General features: G+C 34.4%; 16 protein-coding genes and 1 pseudogene. 14 read left to right on the forward strand and 3 right to left on the reverse strand.

Annotation, left to right across the window (positions count from 1 at the left end; translation table 11 throughout):
• Nucleotides 1-27 precede the first annotated feature (27 nt).
• From ACZZZA_RS01815 to ACZZZA_RS01825, 3 genes are all read left to right on the forward strand, one after another.
• A complete protein-coding gene (locus tag ACZZZA_RS01815) occupies nucleotides 28-1,566 on the forward strand; it encodes a zinc-dependent metalloprotease (RefSeq protein ID WP_463429557.1) in 1,539 nt (512 codons plus the stop codon).
• A 124-nt stretch (nucleotides 1,567-1,690) separates the two neighbouring features.
• A complete protein-coding gene (locus ACZZZA_RS01820; protein ID WP_463429558.1) occupies nucleotides 1,691-3,229 on the forward strand; it encodes a M12 family metallo-peptidase in 1,539 nt (512 codons plus the stop codon).
• A 79-nt stretch (nucleotides 3,230-3,308) separates the two neighbouring features.
• Complete coding sequence (locus ACZZZA_RS01825; RefSeq protein WP_463429559.1) at nucleotides 3,309-3,902, forward strand: acyl carrier protein phosphodiesterase; 594 nt, start codon at nucleotides 3,309-3,311, stop codon at nucleotides 3,900-3,902.
• A 3-nt stretch (nucleotides 3,903-3,905) separates the two neighbouring features.
• On the opposite strand, the gene ACZZZA_RS01830 is transcribed toward ACZZZA_RS01825, so the two are convergent.
• Nucleotides 3,906-4,406 (reverse strand): DUF6702 family protein, encoded by a 501-nt coding sequence (locus ACZZZA_RS01830; RefSeq protein WP_463429560.1) that lies wholly within the window; start codon nucleotides 4,404-4,406, stop codon nucleotides 3,906-3,908.
• A gap of 171 nt (nucleotides 4,407-4,577) precedes the next feature.
• Nucleotides 4,578-4,811: a hypothetical protein gene (locus ACZZZA_RS01835; RefSeq protein ID WP_463429561.1), complete on the reverse strand. Its 234-nt coding sequence runs from the start codon at nucleotides 4,809-4,811 to the stop codon at nucleotides 4,578-4,580.
• 65 nt (nucleotides 4,812-4,876) lie between these two features.
• Between ACZZZA_RS01835 and ACZZZA_RS01840 the strand changes: the two genes are divergently transcribed.
• From ACZZZA_RS01840 to uraH, 11 genes and pseudogenes are all read left to right on the forward strand, one after another.
• A complete protein-coding gene (locus tag ACZZZA_RS01840; protein ID WP_463429562.1) occupies nucleotides 4,877-5,455 on the forward strand; it encodes a HupE/UreJ family protein in 579 nt (192 codons plus the stop codon).
• A gap of 65 nt (nucleotides 5,456-5,520) precedes the next feature.
• Entirely contained in the window at nucleotides 5,521-7,899 is a 2,379-nt protein-coding gene (locus ACZZZA_RS01845; protein WP_463429563.1) for a M1 family metallopeptidase, read from the forward strand.
• Between the two features lie 20 nt (nucleotides 7,900-7,919).
• A complete protein-coding gene (locus ACZZZA_RS01850) occupies nucleotides 7,920-8,810 on the forward strand; it encodes a hypothetical protein (protein ID WP_463429564.1) in 891 nt (296 codons plus the stop codon).
• A gap of 145 nt (nucleotides 8,811-8,955) precedes the next feature.
• Nucleotides 8,956-9,234: a co-chaperone GroES gene (locus ACZZZA_RS01855; RefSeq protein WP_047444781.1), complete on the forward strand. Its 279-nt coding sequence runs from the start codon at nucleotides 8,956-8,958 to the stop codon at nucleotides 9,232-9,234.
• Nucleotides 9,235-9,334: 100 nt separating this feature from the next.
• Nucleotides 9,335-10,960 carry a chaperonin GroEL gene (gene groL / locus ACZZZA_RS01860; RefSeq protein ID WP_463429565.1) on the forward strand — a complete coding sequence of 542 codons (1,626 nt, stop codon included), beginning with the start codon at nucleotides 9,335-9,337 and terminating at the stop codon, nucleotides 10,958-10,960.
• A gap of 133 nt (nucleotides 10,961-11,093) precedes the next feature.
• Entirely contained in the window at nucleotides 11,094-14,114 is a 3,021-nt protein-coding gene (locus ACZZZA_RS01865; RefSeq protein WP_463429566.1) for a COR domain-containing protein, read from the forward strand.
• 171 nt (nucleotides 14,115-14,285) lie between these two features.
• Nucleotides 14,286-15,212 (forward strand): Kelch repeat-containing protein, encoded by a 927-nt coding sequence (locus ACZZZA_RS01870; RefSeq protein WP_463429567.1) that lies wholly within the window; start codon nucleotides 14,286-14,288, stop codon nucleotides 15,210-15,212.
• 153 nt (nucleotides 15,213-15,365) lie between these two features.
• Nucleotides 15,366-15,935, forward strand: coding sequence for a Crp/Fnr family transcriptional regulator (locus ACZZZA_RS01875; protein ID WP_463429568.1), 570 nt, complete (start codon nucleotides 15,366-15,368; stop codon nucleotides 15,933-15,935).
• A gap of 66 nt (nucleotides 15,936-16,001) precedes the next feature.
• Nucleotides 16,002-16,208 (forward strand): hypothetical protein, encoded by a 207-nt coding sequence (locus ACZZZA_RS01880; protein WP_463429569.1) that lies wholly within the window; start codon nucleotides 16,002-16,004, stop codon nucleotides 16,206-16,208.
• A pseudogene (locus ACZZZA_RS01885) lies at nucleotides 16,181-16,531 on the forward strand (heme-binding protein); the annotation flags it as partial. The gene ACZZZA_RS01880 and the pseudogene ACZZZA_RS01885, both read left to right, overlap by 28 nt.
• A gap of 23 nt (nucleotides 16,532-16,554) precedes the next feature.
• A complete protein-coding gene (gene uraH, locus ACZZZA_RS01890; RefSeq protein WP_463429570.1) occupies nucleotides 16,555-16,962 on the forward strand; it encodes a hydroxyisourate hydrolase in 408 nt (135 codons plus the stop codon).
• A 186-nt stretch (nucleotides 16,963-17,148) separates the two neighbouring features.
• On the opposite strand, the gene ACZZZA_RS01895 is transcribed toward uraH, so the two are convergent.
• The gene (locus tag ACZZZA_RS01895) at nucleotides 17,149-18,045 is read right to left on the reverse strand and encodes a winged helix-turn-helix domain-containing protein (protein WP_463429571.1); all 897 of its coding nucleotides are present in this window, start codon (nucleotides 18,043-18,045) and stop codon (nucleotides 17,149-17,151) included.
• Nucleotides 18,046-18,333: the final 288 nt, after the last annotated feature.

An 18,333-nucleotide genomic window follows, 5' to 3' on the forward strand; every position in this document is an offset into this window, starting at 1 on the left:
TATTCAACAATAGTAATAAAACCAAATATGAAAATCTTAAGTACATTCTTACTGCTATGCTGTGCTACAATTCTGTTTGCTCAAAACAAGATATTTCAGCACGCAATCAATGAAAATAATTTGAACGATAATCAAAAAATAAGTAAGAATCTTGCTTCTACTTATATTTTGACGAAGTATTATTCACAATCATACTTGGATCTGACATCTGATTTGGAAATTAAATTACCCAATAACAGAACAATCAAAGCCAAGCTTTCAAAAACATTTAATTATACCAACAAAAGCACATCTTATGCTTACTCCGTAGAAAACGAACCAGACAGTGATTTGGTTTTTTCAAAGTATGATAATGTGGTAACGGGAATGTATGCTTCGAGCTACGGAGAAAAGATTATTTTCCACCAAACAGATCCTAATACTTTCGCAGTTTCCCTAGTAAGCGAATCAAGTCTTATTGAGCAGGATTCTAAAAATGATTTCATTCTTAATGAATCTGCAATAAATCAAAAAGTAAATGCCAATATCTGTTTAGAAGCAACACCTGTGTGCCCTGCAACAACAATTGATGTTTTGGTTGTTTTCACTTCAGCAGCAAGAATTGCATGGGGTGGCGTGGCACAAAGTAATGCTTTTATTGCAACTGCTATTACAAATTTTAACACCTCACTTACCAACTCAGGGATTCCAAATGTTACGATTAATTTAGTGTATTCGGGTGAAATTTTTTACACAGAATCAGGCAGTATCTACACAGATCTCGCAACTTTCCGAAACAGTACCGATGGGATAATGGATGATGTCCATACACTGCGAAGTACTTATGGAGCAGATCTTTGCGGGTTGGTTACCTCTACACCTACCAACCTATGCGGTTTGGGATATATTAACACAGATCCCACAAATTATTCAAACACCTCAGCATTTTCTGTCTCACTATTCAATTGTGTGGTATCCAACTATACCTTATCTCATGAAATGGGACATAATATGGGACTAAGGCATGATTGGTATGTAGATACGAGTACAACACCTTGCAGTAATCAGCACGGATATGTTAATCAGACCGCAGTAAACTTGGGAACATCCAGTACATCTTCCCAAAGATGGCGTACCATGATGGCATATGGTAACCACTGCTCAGATAACGGAATGAGTTGTCCTAAAGTTAACCGATGGGCAAATCCTAATGTAAATTATAATGCTGAACCTACCGGAATTGCTATTGGCAACCCAAATCCTTCTGATGAAGCATTCGCATTTGCACGTTTTGCGTGTGTTGTGTCTCAATTTATGCCAACCGCTAATCTTGGAACTTTTGAAATAACAAATAAACAGACACAAGATTTTACAATTTTTCCAAATCCCACAAAAGACGAAATCAATATCCTGATCAAAAATAATGATCAATACACTTTTAAAATCATAAATCCTTTAGGCCAGATCATTATTACGTCTCATAAAAAAAATATTAACCTTCAGGGTTTACCTCCAGGAGAATATTTTCTGAGTATTTACACAGATAAAAATACTTTCGTGGGAAGTAAAAAATTTATTATTAAATAATTCTAACCTTATTTTTAACTTAGGTGGTAGATTTCCAGGAGAGTCTTTTTCAGTATTAAAAAAATCTTAAAATTCTAAGAGTATTTGTATATATTTGTGTATCAATAACATTAACAACTCAATTGTGAAAACAAAATTTACCTGTCTTTTCATTTTTTGTATCGCTTTTGTATCGGCACAAAACAGAATTTTTGATCATACGATAAATGAAAATAACCTTAGCGATCAACAAAAAATAAGTGCAAATCTTGCGTCTACTTATATTCTTACAAAATATTATTCGCAACCTTCATTTGATTTGAAAGCTGATCTTCAGATTCCTTTGCCTAATAATAAGGCGATTAAAGCTCATTACAAAAAAACATTTTTATACAGCAATAAGAGCGAATCTTCTGTATATTCTGTAGAAAATGAACCGAAATCTGAATTGGTTTTATCAAAATCCGGAAACGTAATAACCGGAATGTATGCTTCAGAATCCGGAGAAAAAATTATTTTTCACCAAACTGACAGTAATACTTTCGCAGTTTCCACAGTAAGCGAATCAACTCTTATTAATCAGGATTCAAAAAATGATTTTATTCTTAACGAATCCGCTATCAGTCAAAAAGCGAACGCCAACATTTGTCTATCGACAACACCTGTTTGCGCTGCAACCACGATTGATGTCCTGGTAGTTTATACAAGTGCTGCAAGAATTGCATGGGGTGGCGTAGCACAAAGTAATGCTTTTGTTGCTACAGCAATTACCAATTTTAATACGGCACTTGTAAATTCAGGAGTCAATAACGTGACGATTAATTTAGTGTATTCTGGTGAAATTTTTTACACAGAATCAGGCAGTATCAACACCGATCTCGCATCTTTCCGAAACAGCACCGACGGGGTAATGGATGATGTTCATACACTCCGCAGTACTTATGGCGCCGATTTGTGTGGGTTGATTACCTCAACACCTACCAATACTTGCGGATTAGGATATTTGAACTCAAATCCTACTAATTATTCTTCTAATTCGGCATTCACTGTATCTATTTATAGTTGTGTAGTGTCAAATTATACTCTGGCGCATGAAATGGGACACAATATGGGTCTTAATCACGATTGGTTTGTGAGCCAGTCTACCGCACCATGCAATAACCATCACGGATATAGTAACCAAACAGCAGTAAACTTAGGAGCTTCAAGTACAAATGCTCAACGATGGAGAACCATCATGGCTTATAATGATGAATGTGTGGCAAGCGGAATTAATTGCTCAAGAGTTAACAGATGGGCAAATCCTAATGTAAATTACAATTCTGAGCCAACAGGAGTTTCTATCGGAAATCCAAATCCTTCAGACGAAGCATTCGGTTTCTCCCGTTTTGCGTGTGTAGTTTCACAATTTACGCCAACTTCATCTTTATCAACTGTAGAAACCTTTTCGGCAGATGTTCAGGATTTTACCATATTTCCCAATCCTGCAAAAGATGAGATCAATATCTGGATTAAAAATGATGAGAAATATACTTTCAAAATCATTAATCCTTTAGGTCAAATTGTTTTGACATCGTATACAAAAAGTATTAATCTTCAAGGTTTAGCTTCAGGTGAATATTTTTTAAGTGTTTACACCGATAAAAATTCTTTGGTTGGAAGCAAAAAATTTATTAAAAAATAAAAAAATCTTATAAGATATTTCAAATCCTTCTTCAAATTATTTTAGAAGGATTTTTTAATTATAAATACTAAATTGCAGTATGAACTTTCTTGCCCACTCTTTTCTCACTTTCAATGACGGACAAATTGTCGGGCAGTTTCTCGAAGATTTTATCCGAAACAAAGACCGGTATTCTTTCCCGAAAGATATTCAGGATGGGATTACTCTGCATCGCACCATTGATACGTTTACAGATTCTCATCCGGCAATTCACGAAGCAAAAAAAGTTTTCAGTCCTCTCGTTCGGCTTTATGCAGGAGCTTTTGTAGATGTTTCTTTGGATTATTTTGTTGCAAATGATTTACATTTGAATTCATTAAAAGGCTGGAAAAAACATTCATTAAAAGTGTACCGAGTTCTGCATGAGCATGATGAATTTCTTCCTGAAAATTTTAAATATATGCTCACAAAAATGGAGCAGGATGATTGGCTTTACAACTATCGTCATGACCAGAATATTAAATTCAGCATGAGAAATGTCTTGAATAAAGCCAAATATTTGGATAAAGATATTCCTGTTTATGAAGCTTTCTTAGATAATAAAGATGTTTTACAAAAATGTTATGACGATTTTTTTCCAGATCTTTTAGCTCATGCGAAAGCTGAAAATGCATTGCTTCAACTCCAGAAATAACTATTAAAACTGTTGGTATAAATATCGATTCGGATATGTCAGTTTTTCACTTTTGCGGTTGCCGTTAACGATAATATGAACTAAATTGATCTGGTCATCAAAGAGATTATAGAGAAAGCTTACCGCCGCTTCTATTTTTTTTGGATTTTCCACTTTTTCAGATTCAAGATAAACGTTAACAGACTCATTATCTTCTTCATAACCCACGTAATTGATCTTTAAAAACTGATTATCTGTTTTCAATTTAAAATATTCAGAACTGTAATTTTTTAGCGCTTCGTTAAGCTGGGCTTTATATTTCGATTCGTTAAAATAATAAGGTTTTCCATACTTTTTTCTAAGACCGTTTTCCAGATCATCTAAGAAAAACCTTCCGGTAATCTCAAAAGTTTTTGATTTTGAATTGTAATTGATTTCTACCGAACCAACGTGATAGGGATGAATCTCTTTACTGAATGATGATAATCCGAGAAAAATAATCAGTAGAAATAGTATCTTCTTCATTTTAAAAGTTCATTTATTTTTTGTGGGTCTTGTCGCATGTCGAAAAAGAGAAGAATGATGATTTTAGTCTCATTTTCCATTCTGAAAAACATTCTTACATGCTTTTTCCCGATTAAAGTGCTTCTTGTTCTGAAACGTGATTTTTGAAACATTTCATATAAGAACTTTCTGCTACTTTCGTGAATATAACTCGCATACTTTCTTTCTGGCATTCGCAAAAAATTCTTCAGAAGAAATACAATCCTCCTCTTTTACAGAATCTGCATATTTATCCAAAGCTTCATAGATATCATTAGGAATCTCATCGTAATCCTGTTCAAAAATCCGGGCACCTTTTATTTGCTCAAGAAGTTTTTTTACTCTTGGGAAATCTTCTTTATCTTCAAGTTCTAAAATATAGTTCATCACTTCAATTTTATACAAAGTTAAAATAAATTTTGTATCATCGCATTTCAAAAAAATATCGAAAAATGCAGGACTTTTTATTTTATTTAAAACTAGGCTGGGAACATATTATTTCACTCGATGCACTGGACCATCAGCTTTTTGTATTAGTTTTAATTGCTGTTTACACCGCCAAAGACTGGAAAAAAATTCTGATTTTGGTAACTGCATTTACAATAGGTCATTCGATAACTTTAGCTTTAAGTATTCTCAATATAGTAAGGCTTCCTTCAGATTGGGTAGAATTTTTAATTCCGCTTACCATTGTTTTAACGGCAGCCGGAAATATTTTAATGAAAAATAAAAAGCAGTCGCAAAATAAAACCAATTATTATTTAGCATTATTTTTCGGGCTCATTCACGGATTAGGTTTTGCCAATACTGCAAGAGTGATGATCGCCAAAAGCCAGAGCATCGCTGTTCCGCTTTTAGGATTTAACATTGGTTTGGAACTCGGACAAATAGTAATTGTTGCCGCAATTTTAGTAATTCTATTTATATTATTAAACCTTTTCAAAATCAATAAAAAAGACTGGATTCTTTTTGTATCATCAGGAGTTTTTGCATTGGCTTTAAAAATGACATTAGAAAGAATTCCTTTTTAAGTTTGAAACATTTCTAAATTTTCAACGACTTATTATTATATTTGATCATTCTAAATTTTTTTCACATGAATTTTAAAGTTACTGCACTTTCAGTATTTCTATATGTAGGCGTTTCGGCACAGAATATTCAAAACAATCCTGGTAGCAACCATGGGAACAGATTTGAACAGTTGGGAACAATTTTACCTACACCAAACGTTTACAGAACGGCTTCCGGAGCTCCCGGACAGGCGTATTGGCAAAACAGAGCAGACTACGACATCACGGCATACCTGGATGAAGACAAAAGAAACCTGAAAGGTTCTGAAACCGTAACATATTACAACAATTCTCCTGATGATTTAGATTACATCTGGCTTCAATTAGACGAAAACCAGCAGTCTACTATCAAAAAAGCAGATTACCAGTTCTCTTCTACCCTGCCGAAATCTACTTCAGACCAGCAATTAAAGACAACAGATTTACCGGCAAAAGATAATGGCTACGGCGTTAATCTGGAAAAAGTAACCGATGCTTCAGGAAATCCTTTACAATATACCGTCAACAAAACGATGATGCGTATTGATTTACCTAAAGTTCTGAAAAAAGGAGAAAAATTCATTTTTAAAATCGACTGGAATTACAATATTCCGAACCGAATGAAAATGGGCGGTCGTGGAGGCTATGAAAACTTCCCGGAAGACGGAAACGATTTGTACACCATCACCCAATGGTTCCCGAGAATGTGTGTGTATAGTGATTTCCAGGGATGGCAGAATCACCAGTTTACAGGAAGAGGTGAATTTGCTTTGGTTTTCGGAAACTACAAAGTTTCTATGAACGTTCCGGCAGATCACATCATCGGCGGAACCGGAGAATGTAAAAACTACGAACAGGTTTTATCATCCGATCAATTATCCAGATATAAAAAATCTCAAACCTCAAATGAGCCTGTCGAAATCGTGACTTTGGATGAAGCTACAAAAGCAGAAAAAAACCATTCAAAACAAAGAAAAACATGGATTTTCGAAGCCAAAGACGTGCGAGATTTTGCATGGACGGCTTCAAGAAAATTTGTTTGGGATGCGATGGGTGTAACGATTCCGGAAAATAACAATAAAGTAATGGCAATGAGTTTCTACCCGAAAGAAGCTTATGGTTTGTACAGAAAATTCTCGACTAAAGCGGTTGCTCATACCATTAAAACCTATTCGGAATTTACAATCCCATATCCTTATCCCGTGGCGCAATCTGTAGAAGCTTCTAATGGGATGGAATACCCAATGATCTGTTTCAATTTCGGAAGAACAGAAAAAGACGGCACGTATTCTGAAGGCACAAAAAACGGAATGATTGGTGTCATTATTCATGAAGTGGGGCACAACTTTTTCCCGATGATCATCAACTCAGACGAAAGACAATGGAGCTGGATGGATGAAGGTTTAAACACATTTACAGAATATTTAACGGAAGAAAAATGGGATAATAAATTCCCTTCAAAACGTGGTCCGGCGTGGACAATTACTGATTACATGAAACTTCCGAAAGATCAACTGGAACCGATCATGAGCAACTCTGAAAATATCATCCAGTTTGGCCCAAATGCTTATGCAAAACCTGCAACCGGATTGAATATTCTTCGTGAAACCATTATAGGAAGAGAGCTTTTTGACAAAGCTTTTAAAACCTATTCTAAGAGATGGGCCTTTAAACATCCGGAACCTGCAGATTTTTTCAGAACAATGGAAGATGCAACCGGTGAAGACCTAGATTGGTTTTGGAGAGGATGGTTTTACGGAACAGATCCTGTTGATATTGCGATTGACAAAGTGACGATGGCAACTCCGGATTTAACAACGGTAAAAGAAGCCAATGAAACAAAATATAAGGTTGAAAAACCTTTGCAGAATGAGTTTGAAGATATTTCAAAAATCAGAAACAAAGAAGATAAAACCATCACTTTTGAGGTAGAAAAAGATAAAGATCTTCAGGATTTTTATTACCGATACGACCGTGGACAGGAAAAAGTAGACGCTAATAAAGAGTACAGCTTCAAAGCAGAAGGCAGTGTAGCTTTAGACAAAAAAGAACAGGAAAAACTTAAAAATTTAACAGCGTATCAAATCGATTTTGTGAACAAAGGCGGTTTGGTAATGCCTATTATTCTTGAGTTTACGTTTGAAGACGGTTCAAAATTAAAGGATAAATCATCTGCGCAAATCTGGAGAAGCAACGAGAAAAAAGCTTCTAAAACGTTTTATTTTGACAAAAAAATAAAATCGATTCAGCTAGATCCGATGAGAGAAACGGCAGACATTGATACTTCAAATAACCTTTGGAGCAACGACCAGTCAAGTTCCGAAACTTCCAAATTCCAAGTATTTAAGCAAAAACAAGACGGAGCTGTGAGAGGTGGCGCAAACGGAAGAGTAAACCCGATGCAGGCGGCTGGAAAGAAAAATTAAAATTACGATTGACTATAACCATGAAAAAACTAAGCGTATTACTGCTTTTCTTTGCATTAGCACAAACTTATTTTGCCCAATCTTTACAGTTCTATACGGGTAAAAGAGATTTTTTACCAATCGAAATTCTGATGGAAGACGGAACGACTAAAACGGGATTTGCGCAGGATTTTATGCTTCCAGATGTTGCAACATTCACGTATCTTACTAAGAGTTCGGAAAAAAGTGCTAATCTGGCTAGAAAAGAGGTTAAATTTAAATCATCAAAAAGCGATGCGACAGTTCAGCTTATTCAGGTTTCTGATATCAAAAGCTTAGTATATACTAACGAAGATACACAGGAAAAATTCCAGCTAGACAAACGTGTTGTGAAAGAGATTGATAACAATTTGGAACTTGAATCTGAAGGCAGAGTTTTGATGCTGCCATTGATGGAGAAAGGAGAAATCAATCTTTACGGGTACAGAAGTATGTTTTGTAAAACTGATTTTGGAGATAATTTCGCATCAGGATCTAATGGAAACAATGATGATTGCCAGTTGCAGCACGTTATGATCTATCTTAGTAAACCTGGTGATATATTTGCCGTTGCACCAGTAGACTACAATAAGCTTACGCCTTTGGATTTATTTAATATGAAATCTTTGTACAAGAAATTTTATAAAGCGTACGAAATTGTTGGAGCCGATTGTCCTGAGTTTCTGGCAAAGGTAGATGAAGCAAGAAAAAATGAATACTTCTCAAACAAAACCTATAAAGAAAATAAAAAAGCCACTGATGCAGAAAGGAAGGAAGAGATGAAAGGAAAAAGAGGAGCAGACGCTGCCAGAATAAACATGAAATACAAAACCGAATTATACACCAATATGTATAAAAAATTATTAAAAGACTACGACAGCTCTTGCAAATAAATTCTGAGTTCACTTACAACAAGTGAACTTTTTTTCTGCCAAAATTTCACATCTTTAAAAAAAATCTGCCAAAATTCTAGTTATCGTCCCGTGGCACAGATTTAGAGATTTACGACACAGAAATAACTTAAAAATAAAATATATTATGTCAGTAAACTTTAAACCCTTAGCAGACAGAGTGCTTATCGAGCCCATCGCTGCAGAAACCAAAACAGCTTCAGGTATTATTATTCCAGACACTGCTAAAGAAAAACCACAAGAAGGTACCGTAGTAGCAGTAGGTCCTGGTAAAGTAGACGAGCCTACCACTGTAAAAGTAGGAGATAAAGTTCTTTATGGGAAATATTCAGGTTCCGAATTAAAACTAGACGGAAAAGATTTCTTAATCGTAAAAGAAGGTGATCTTTTAGGAGTAATCGGATAAGATTCCAGACATCAGATTTCAGACTATTCAAACTAAATTCAAATTAAAACAAATGTTACATGTCTAACTTCTGACATCTAACATCTAATATCTAATCAAAATGGCAAAAGAAATAAAATTCGATATCGAGTCAAGAGACGCTCTAAAAAGAGGGGTTGATGCATTGGCTAATGCAGTAAAAGTAACTTTAGGACCAAAAGGTAGAAACGTTGTCATCGAAAAATCTTTCGGTGCACCTCACGTTACTAAAGATGGTGTTTCTGTAGCAAAAGAAATCGAACTTGAAGACAAAGTAGAAAACATGGGAGCGCAAATGGTAAAAGAAGTGGCTTCCAAAACCAATGATATCGCAGGAGACGGTACTACTACCGCTACTGTTCTGGCACAGGCTATCGTAAGAGAAGGTCTTAAAAACGTAGCTGCAGGTGCAAACCCAATGGACTTGAAAAGAGGAATCGACAAAGCAGTAACTGCTGTTGTTGCTAACCTTAAAGAGCAGTCTAAGCAAGTAGGTGACTCTACAGAAATGGTGAAGCAGGTTGCTTCAGTTTCTGCAAACAACGACGAAACAATCGGATCTCTGATCGCTGAAGCTTTCGGAAAAGTAGGTAAAGAAGGAGTTATCACTGTAGAAGAAGCTAAAGGTATCGATACAACAGTAGATGTTGTAGAAGGTATGCAGTTTGACAGAGGTTACCAGTCTCCATATTTCGTGACGAATCCTGAAAAAATGACGGTTGAATTGGAAAACCCTTACATTCTTTTAGTAGAGAAAAAAATCTCTTCAATGAAAGAATTGCTTCCAGTTCTTGAGCCCATCGCACAAAGCGGAAAATCTTTATTGATTATTTCTGAAGAAGTTGAAGGTGAAGCTTTGGCAACTTTGGTAGTTAATAAATTAAGAGGTTCTCTTAAAATTGCTGCGGTAAAAGCTCCGGGATTCGGAGACAGAAGAAAAGCAATGTTGGAAGATATCGCAATCTTAACTGGTGGACAGGTAATTTCTGAAGAGCAAGGTTTCACAATGGAAAATGTATCTCTTGATATGTTGGGAACTGCTGAGAAAGTATCGATCGACAAAGACAACACAACTGTAGTAAACGGTGGTGGTGAAGAAAGCAAGATCAAGGGCAGAGTAAACCAGATCAAAGCTCAGATGGAAACCACGACTTCTGATTACGACAGAGAAAAACTACAGGAGAGATTGGCTAAATTAGCCGGTGGTGTTGCCGTATTGTATGTAGGTGCAGCTTCTGAAGTTGAAATGAAAGAGAAAAAAGACAGAGTAGACGATGCTTTGAACGCTACGAGAGCAGCTGTTGAAGAAGGTATCGTTGCCGGTGGTGGTGTTGCTTTTGTAAGAGCAATCTCTGCTTTAACAAACCTTGAAGGAATCAATGCTGATGAAACTACTGGTATTAAAATCGTAAAAAGAGCGATCGAAGAGCCATTGAGACAAATCGTTGCCAACGCAGGAGGTGAAGGTTCTGTAATCGTAGCTAAAGTTGCTGAAGGCAGCGGAGACTTCGGATACAACGCTAAAACTGACGAGTATGTAAACATGCTTGAAGCAGGAATCATCGACCCTACGAAAGTAACAAGAGTTGCCCTTGAAAACGCAGCTTCTGTTTCCGGAATGCTATTAACAACTGAGTGTGTAATCACTGAAATTAAGAGCGCAGAACCTGCTATGCCAATGGGAGGTGGAATGCCAGGAATGATGTAACGGTCAGCGACCGAGGCAATTTAATATATAAACCGTTCTGCTTTTTGTGGAACGGTTTTTTTTATTAAATTTTGGGAAGTTATTTGAATTAAATAATTATATTTTCTATCTTAGAAGATAAAACTAATAAATAATGAAATTCTCACAAATACTAGAATTAAACAAGTCAGAACCTATTAAAAAGCTTTCATTTTTAGATTTAGATGACAATATTAAAAAACTCCCCATTGAAATTTTAGAATTAAAAGAATTAGAAACTTTAAACTTCGGAAAAATTCCTATTGGAAGAAATATTGAACAATTAGCAGAATTACATAATTTGAAAGAATTATATATTCCTAATTTTCGTCTAAAGAAATTCCCAATAGTCTTATTAAAATTAAAGAATTTAAGAGATTTACATTTAAAAGGCAATAAATTAGAAGAATTACCAGAGATATTGGATAAATGGACTACTTTAAGGTATTTAAATTGTATGCGAAGTTCTCAATTAAAATCTATAAATGGTGTTCCTCCAAATTTAGAGTATTTAGCAATTGGTGAGACATCCATAAGAGAAATTCCAAAAAAGGTTTATACTCTTAAACGGTTACTAAAATTAGTAGCAACAAGTTTGGAATTGCATGAAATTCCAAAAGAGATTTTCGAAATGACATCACTCTTATCACTATTTCTAACTGGAAATAAGATATCAGAAATTCCTAATGATATTGAGAAATTATCCGATCTTTATCAATTGTTTTTATCAAAAAACAATTTTCAAGAATTCCCCACCTCAATTACATCTCTCAAAAATTTAGAAGTACTAAAATTAGATCAAAACTATCTTTCAAATATTCCCAAATCAATTTTAAAACTAAAAAGCTTGGAAAATATTTCTTTTGAAGATAATCTTTTTGAAGAATTTCCTTCTGAACTTTTAGAGATGGAAAAATTGCAAGAAATCAATTTTGGTAATTTATTTTCAGTTAGTGATCAGAAAAATAATATAAAAATTATTCCACCTAAAATAATTAACCTACCATTATTAAAGAAATTAAAAATAAATCGAAACCCAATCGAGAATGTTCCTTTGGAAATTATTGCAAAAGGTTATGATGCAATTAAGAATTTTTTCGAATCAAAATTGGAGGCTGAAAGCGAGGAATTTCTTTTTGAAGCTAAAATGGTTATAGTTGGGAGAGGTAATGTTGGAAAAACGGTTCTGACTAAAAGATTAACAGATCCTGATTACAGTTTATCCCAGAGTGAAAGTACAAAGGGAATTGATGTACTAAAAAGTCCATTACTTTCTAAGCTGAATATTGACGGTAACGAAAGTGAATTCAAACTAAATATTTGGGATTTTGGTGGGCAAGAGAAATATGATGCCACACATCAGTTATTTATTACTAAAAGATCAATTTATATATTTTTAACTGAAGCTCGTGAAGAAAGCAACTACATGGACTTTTATTACTGGCTAAATACAATTCAACTGTTCAGCGGTAATAGTCCAATTATAATAGTTCTAAGTAAAATTGATGAAAGAAAAAAGAGTTTACCCGAATCCGTTTATAAAGAAAGGTTTGACAATATCTTAGATTTTGTTGATGTTAGTTGTGCACCTGGATACGAAGTAACAATTGAAAACCTAAAAAACTCAGTGAATAATGCGATTGCTTTACTTCCTCAAACTAAATTAAAATTGTCAAATCGCTGGATTGAAATAAGAAATGAGTTAGAAGATTTGTCTCATGAAAAAGACTTTATTAGTTATACTGAATACTTGGAAATATGTGAAAAACACAAATTGGATAAAAAGCGAGCAGATTTTTTAAGTCAATATTTAAATGATTTAGGTGCAATAATTCATCATCAGCAAGATCTATTGCTGAAGCAAACAGTATTTATAAATACTGATTGGTGTGTTGATGGAATGTATCAAATTTTGGATAGTAAAGAAATATCTGATAATTCTGGAAAGTTTACACATTCAGATCTAGAAACAATTTGGAGTGAAGAAAGATTTTCAAGTAAAAAAGCGGAATTGCTGAAGCTACTACATCAATATTATCTTTGTTTCGAATTAAAAGATGGCTCGGGATACATTTCACCTGATCTTTTGCCGTCCGATAAGCCAAGTGAATTTAAATGGGACATGACATCAAATTTGCATTTTGAATATGATTATGATTTTATGCCTGCCGGATTACTCGGACGTTTTATAGTTAAGAGTCATAGCTTTATAAAGGATGCGTTATACTGGAAGCATGGTGTGGTACTAAATTATGAAAATACTGATGCTTTAGTTGAGGAAGATTATATTAAAGGAAAAATAAAAATTTCATTAAAGGGTAAAAATAAAAAAGGGTTATTGTCTGCAATTAGAATGTATATTGAAGAAGTTCACAGTGATCTTGATAAAGCTGGAAAATTGTTATATAAACAAATGGTACCTTGTAATTGTGTAGATTGCCAAAAATCAGTTACACCTCATTTTTTTAATTTTGATGTATTGCGAAAATTTGACGAAAAAGGAAAGAAGAACGTCCCTTGTGATAAGAGCGCTGATGATGTAGTAATTAAATCTTTGATTGATGATATTGAGTTGAATTCATTTTTAGAAAAAATTAAAACTAATAAAGACTTAAAAGACTTTGTACTAAATCTTATAGAAACAATCTTAGATAGAGATATTAGATTAAAAGGTTCTAACATAAATTTTTGGAGAGATCAGCACTTTACAACTCCAAAAAACGAAATAGAGGTTCAACCTTACATATCAAGTACATTAGATCATTATTGCAAATCCAAAGGAATAAATTTATCAAGAGAAGTTCACGAAGCAAATGGTAATGTAGATATTATGTTATCTACAAAAAATGATGAAGATAAATTGTTAAAAGTTTGCATTGAAATAAAAAAGGCGCATCACGCAGATGTAACAACTGCTATCAAAACTCAGCTACCACAATATATGACTAGTGCTGAAACTGATGCTGGAATTTATCTTGTAATATGGCAAAAAAATGAACATCATCCACATCCAAAGAAATTTCAATCAATAGATTTATTGTATGATGAAATAGAAAAAAATAATTCTTACGGAAATATTTCAACAAAAATACTAAATTGTTGTAAAGTTGAAAGTCCATCGAAAATAAAACTATAAACTTTCAACTGTGAAATAAATAATCACATTTTTTAGTTCAAGCATATAGCTCATATAAACTAACATACAAACCGCTCCCATCCGAGCGGTTTTCCATTTCAAAACAAACTCGACGTCGTGAATTCGCAATCCGCGACTTTTTCCTATCTTTAAAACCAAATCCCATCGCCATTGAAAACAAAATTATTACTTCTTTCACTTTTCGGTTTTTGTTTAGCTAATGCACAAACCCTAAATTTTAAACATCTTGCGGATATGTCTGTGAGAAGAGGAGCGATAAGCAGTACCATTGCAGGTGACAATATCTATGTGAGCAATGGGTATAAAGATACGAATGGTTATGCTAATTTTATTGAGAAATACAGTATTAAAGATAACCGCTGGAGTGTCATCAACTCCAGTCTGGTTCCTAAAAGATTCGCCAATTCGGAGACTTACGGTAATAAAATTTATATTTTTAACGGGTGGGGAAACAGCCATCTGGAAATTATAGACCTTGAAACTCATCAAAAAACGAAGGGAGCTGTTAATCGTGCCTACACAGGAAATGCAGGTTCTGCCATCCATAACGGAAAAATATATACATTCGGCGGAAGTGGGCTAAACAATGCCGCCACCACAGTATTTTCTGATAGATTCCAATATTACGACATTGTTTCAGACACATGGCATCCGTTACCGAATATGCCCACCGCCAGAGAAGCAAGAGGCAAAATTGTGAATGATAAGCTTTATGTTATTGGTGGTTTTAACGGTACATCATCCCGCTTGGTCAATGTATTTGATCTCAACAAAAATATTTGGACTGAGCAATATACGATGCCTGCTGCGATATCGGGTCATTCATTAGCGGTATCCGGTACTAAGATTTTTATTGCAGGCGGTTATAATAATCAAAATTTTTTGGCCTATTTTGATACAGAAACCAATAAATTGCATCAATTATCATCCAATATGATCCCAAGAAGGCATGCTGCTGCAGAAATATATAACAATAAATTATACATCATGGGCGGAAGTACAGCATCCTCCACCAAATCAGCTATTAAAAGCATTCAGGTTGCAGATATTAGCGAAGAAGTACTTTCCGCTAAATAAACCAGTGAAGATGTATTTAATCAAAATATATAAACCGTTCAGATTTTCTGGGCGGTTTTTTAATTTAAAATCAATTGTTAAATTGAAACGTTCATCATTTAAAAATTGTAATTTAAAAAAATATTTACCTGTCGCTACAAAACATAATCAACCATGTATTCAACTCTTGAAAAATTCATACGGAGTAAAAGTGAAATTTCTCACCCAACACTGGAGAAAATAACATCCTGTTTTATACCGGTAACCTCAAAGCGAAACGAAATACTCCTGCAATCTGACCAGATCTGTAAACATTACTACTTTATTAACAAAGGATGTATCCGTCTATTCACAACTACAAAAGATGGTACCGACAGCTCAAGGTACTTTGCTTTTGAAGGAAATTTTGCGACCGCCCTGCCTAGTTTTATTGACCAAAAACCTGCGAACGAGTATTTACAAACGATTGAAAAATCACAGCTGCTTTGTATTTCCAGGAAAGACTTTTATCATTTGACTGAAACAGTACCAGAGTTTGCAAAAATATATACTGAAATTTTAGAGCTAGGATTTATCATTGCACAAAAGAGAATTTATGGTTTCCAGGGATTTGATGCCTTAGATAAGGTGAAATGGCTGATTGAATATCAGCCGCAACTTTTACTTCGGGTATCCAATAAGATGGTCGCTTCTTATTTAGGAATATCCCCTTCAACATTAAGCAGAATAAAATCAAAACTCTAAAAACGTTGACATAGCACAACGTTTTTGATTTTTCATGTATTTAACTTTGCATAAAAAGATAAGGATATGAAAATGCAATTTTTATTTTTGCTGATAACTTCTTGCCTGTGTTTCGGGCAAAGCAAAACCGAAAAAACAATACCGCCCTACTCCGCTGAAAGCTACTATGTAAAATCTGTGAACAATCTAAGTATTGAAGCAGCATTAGAGTTGAAAAACCGTATCACAAAAGCAGCATCCTTAAAAATAAAAATGTTTCTATTGCCATATTAGACGCTTCAGGAACAACAATATTAATTCTCCGTGGCGATGGTGTCGGACCTCACAACACAGAGGCATCAAGAAGAAAAGCTTACACAGCCTTATCCACCAAGACTTCAACCCTTGTATTGTTACGAAATGCAGAAAAAAATGCTGACACAAAAAACCTGAATTCACTTCCTGAGCTACTTTTATTAAGCGGTGGAGTACCCATTTGGTACAAAGGTGATATCATTGGTAGTGTGGGAATATCTGGTGGCGGCAGTCCGGAAAATGATGATTGGATAGCTCGATCCGCATCAATACCTGAAATCGGGATCACAACAACAAAATAGTTTAATTTTAAAATAAATAGAAAATGAAAACATTCATCTTTACCATCCTTTTTGCGCTTTTGTCAATAGAGACTTCTGCTCAAAAAAATAATTTTCAGCTATCAAGTCATATCTTAGATGTATCTAAGGGAACCCCTGCCGCAGGAGTAAAAATAAAATTAGAAAAGTATAATGATCAATCAAAAATCTGGACTTTTGTGGATGAAAAAAATACAGATACAAACGGCAGGATTTCAGATTTTCTGTCCTCAGAAAAAAATAATCTGGGTATTTTCAAACTGACCTACTACACCAAAGATTATTTTAAAAAAAATAATACAGAAAGTTTTTACCCTTATATTGAAGTGATATTTGAAATCAAGGATGCAACTCATTATCACGTTCCTATAACGCTATCTGCTTATGGCTATTCTACGTATAGAGGTAGTTGATCGTATCAAGTTGTGATTTTTATGTAATTAAAACCCCTCATTAACAAATGATTTTATCTTGTAGCTAAATGATAAACTAAAAAATACATACCGCTCATAATCCGAGCGGTTTTTATGCCGAGAGATAACATTTATATTTAAATCAACAATGACTTCTAATAAAATCATTGTGCTGACAAAAGTTTTCTAAATACCAATTTCCAGCCTGTACCCTTTCCCACGGATCACCACAATCTTAATATTCTGATCAATTTCCAGTTTTTTTCTGAGTTTAGAGATAAACATATCCAGACTGCGCCCTACAATCACACCGTCATCTTCCCAGATTTCTTTTTGCAGTCGGCTTCTCTCGATGATTTCGTTGGGAGACGATGCGAAAATAAGCAATACACGGCTTTCCGTTGCTGTGAGGTCTATTGTTATGTCGTTGATGATGAGCTTTCTGTTTTTTGCTTCAAAAATTATCGAGCCCAAAGTGAATAGATCTGTCTGCTGACTTTCAGGTACAACTTTTTGTGACTTTACCGATTTAGATCTCATAAAAACAAAACCGATCAATGCTAAAACTGAAAGACCTCCAAAAAGATATGCACTTTTTGTTGTATTGATTCCTGTTGGTTTGAATTTGATGCTGATCTTATAACAGGCTTTAGGCTGTTTTCTTCCAATACATGCTACAACATCATCTTTTTTATTTTTCGAAACAGCATATCCATAAGCCACACTTGAATTGCTACAGTTCAGAACGTTAACAATATAATCACTTGCAAGAGGATCTTTTACCAACACCCGCTTTGTAAGATTCACCAGAGAATCAGGTTGAAACGTAAGCTCATTCTCAAAACTGATCTCATATTCATTTTCTGCAATCTTTTTCACCGGAAGCACTCTTGATGTACTGTCGCCTGATTGTAAAAGCAATTCATGTCCTATTCTGCGGAGTAACACTTCCCGTTTGGCAAAATCAAAGTCGTCATTATCCTCCTTACTGAAAGCCGCACAGATCATAAAGATCAATGATAAAAATATGAATCCGAACAGGTATTTTCGCCTTCCTGAGAGGAGATTTTGACTAAGATACATAGTGTCAAGTTATTATTTACAAAGTTTACAATTTTATTTACAATTCAAATCTCTAAATCCGAAAAATATCAAAGTATTTTCGCTGAATCAAATTTGACAGCACATGAAAAATCATAGTATATCTGATCTGATTTATCATGAGAATCTAGAAGTAATTTTACACCATTGTATAACTTGAAAACAATCAGTATTTAAAATTCTCTGTTTTTCCTTGCGTTAAATTAAGCATCATGACCAATAGAAATATTCAAATATAATTTAATAAAACTTACAAGAATTATGAAAAAA

It is taken from the genome of Chryseobacterium sp. AC405b, from assembly GCF_979258685.1.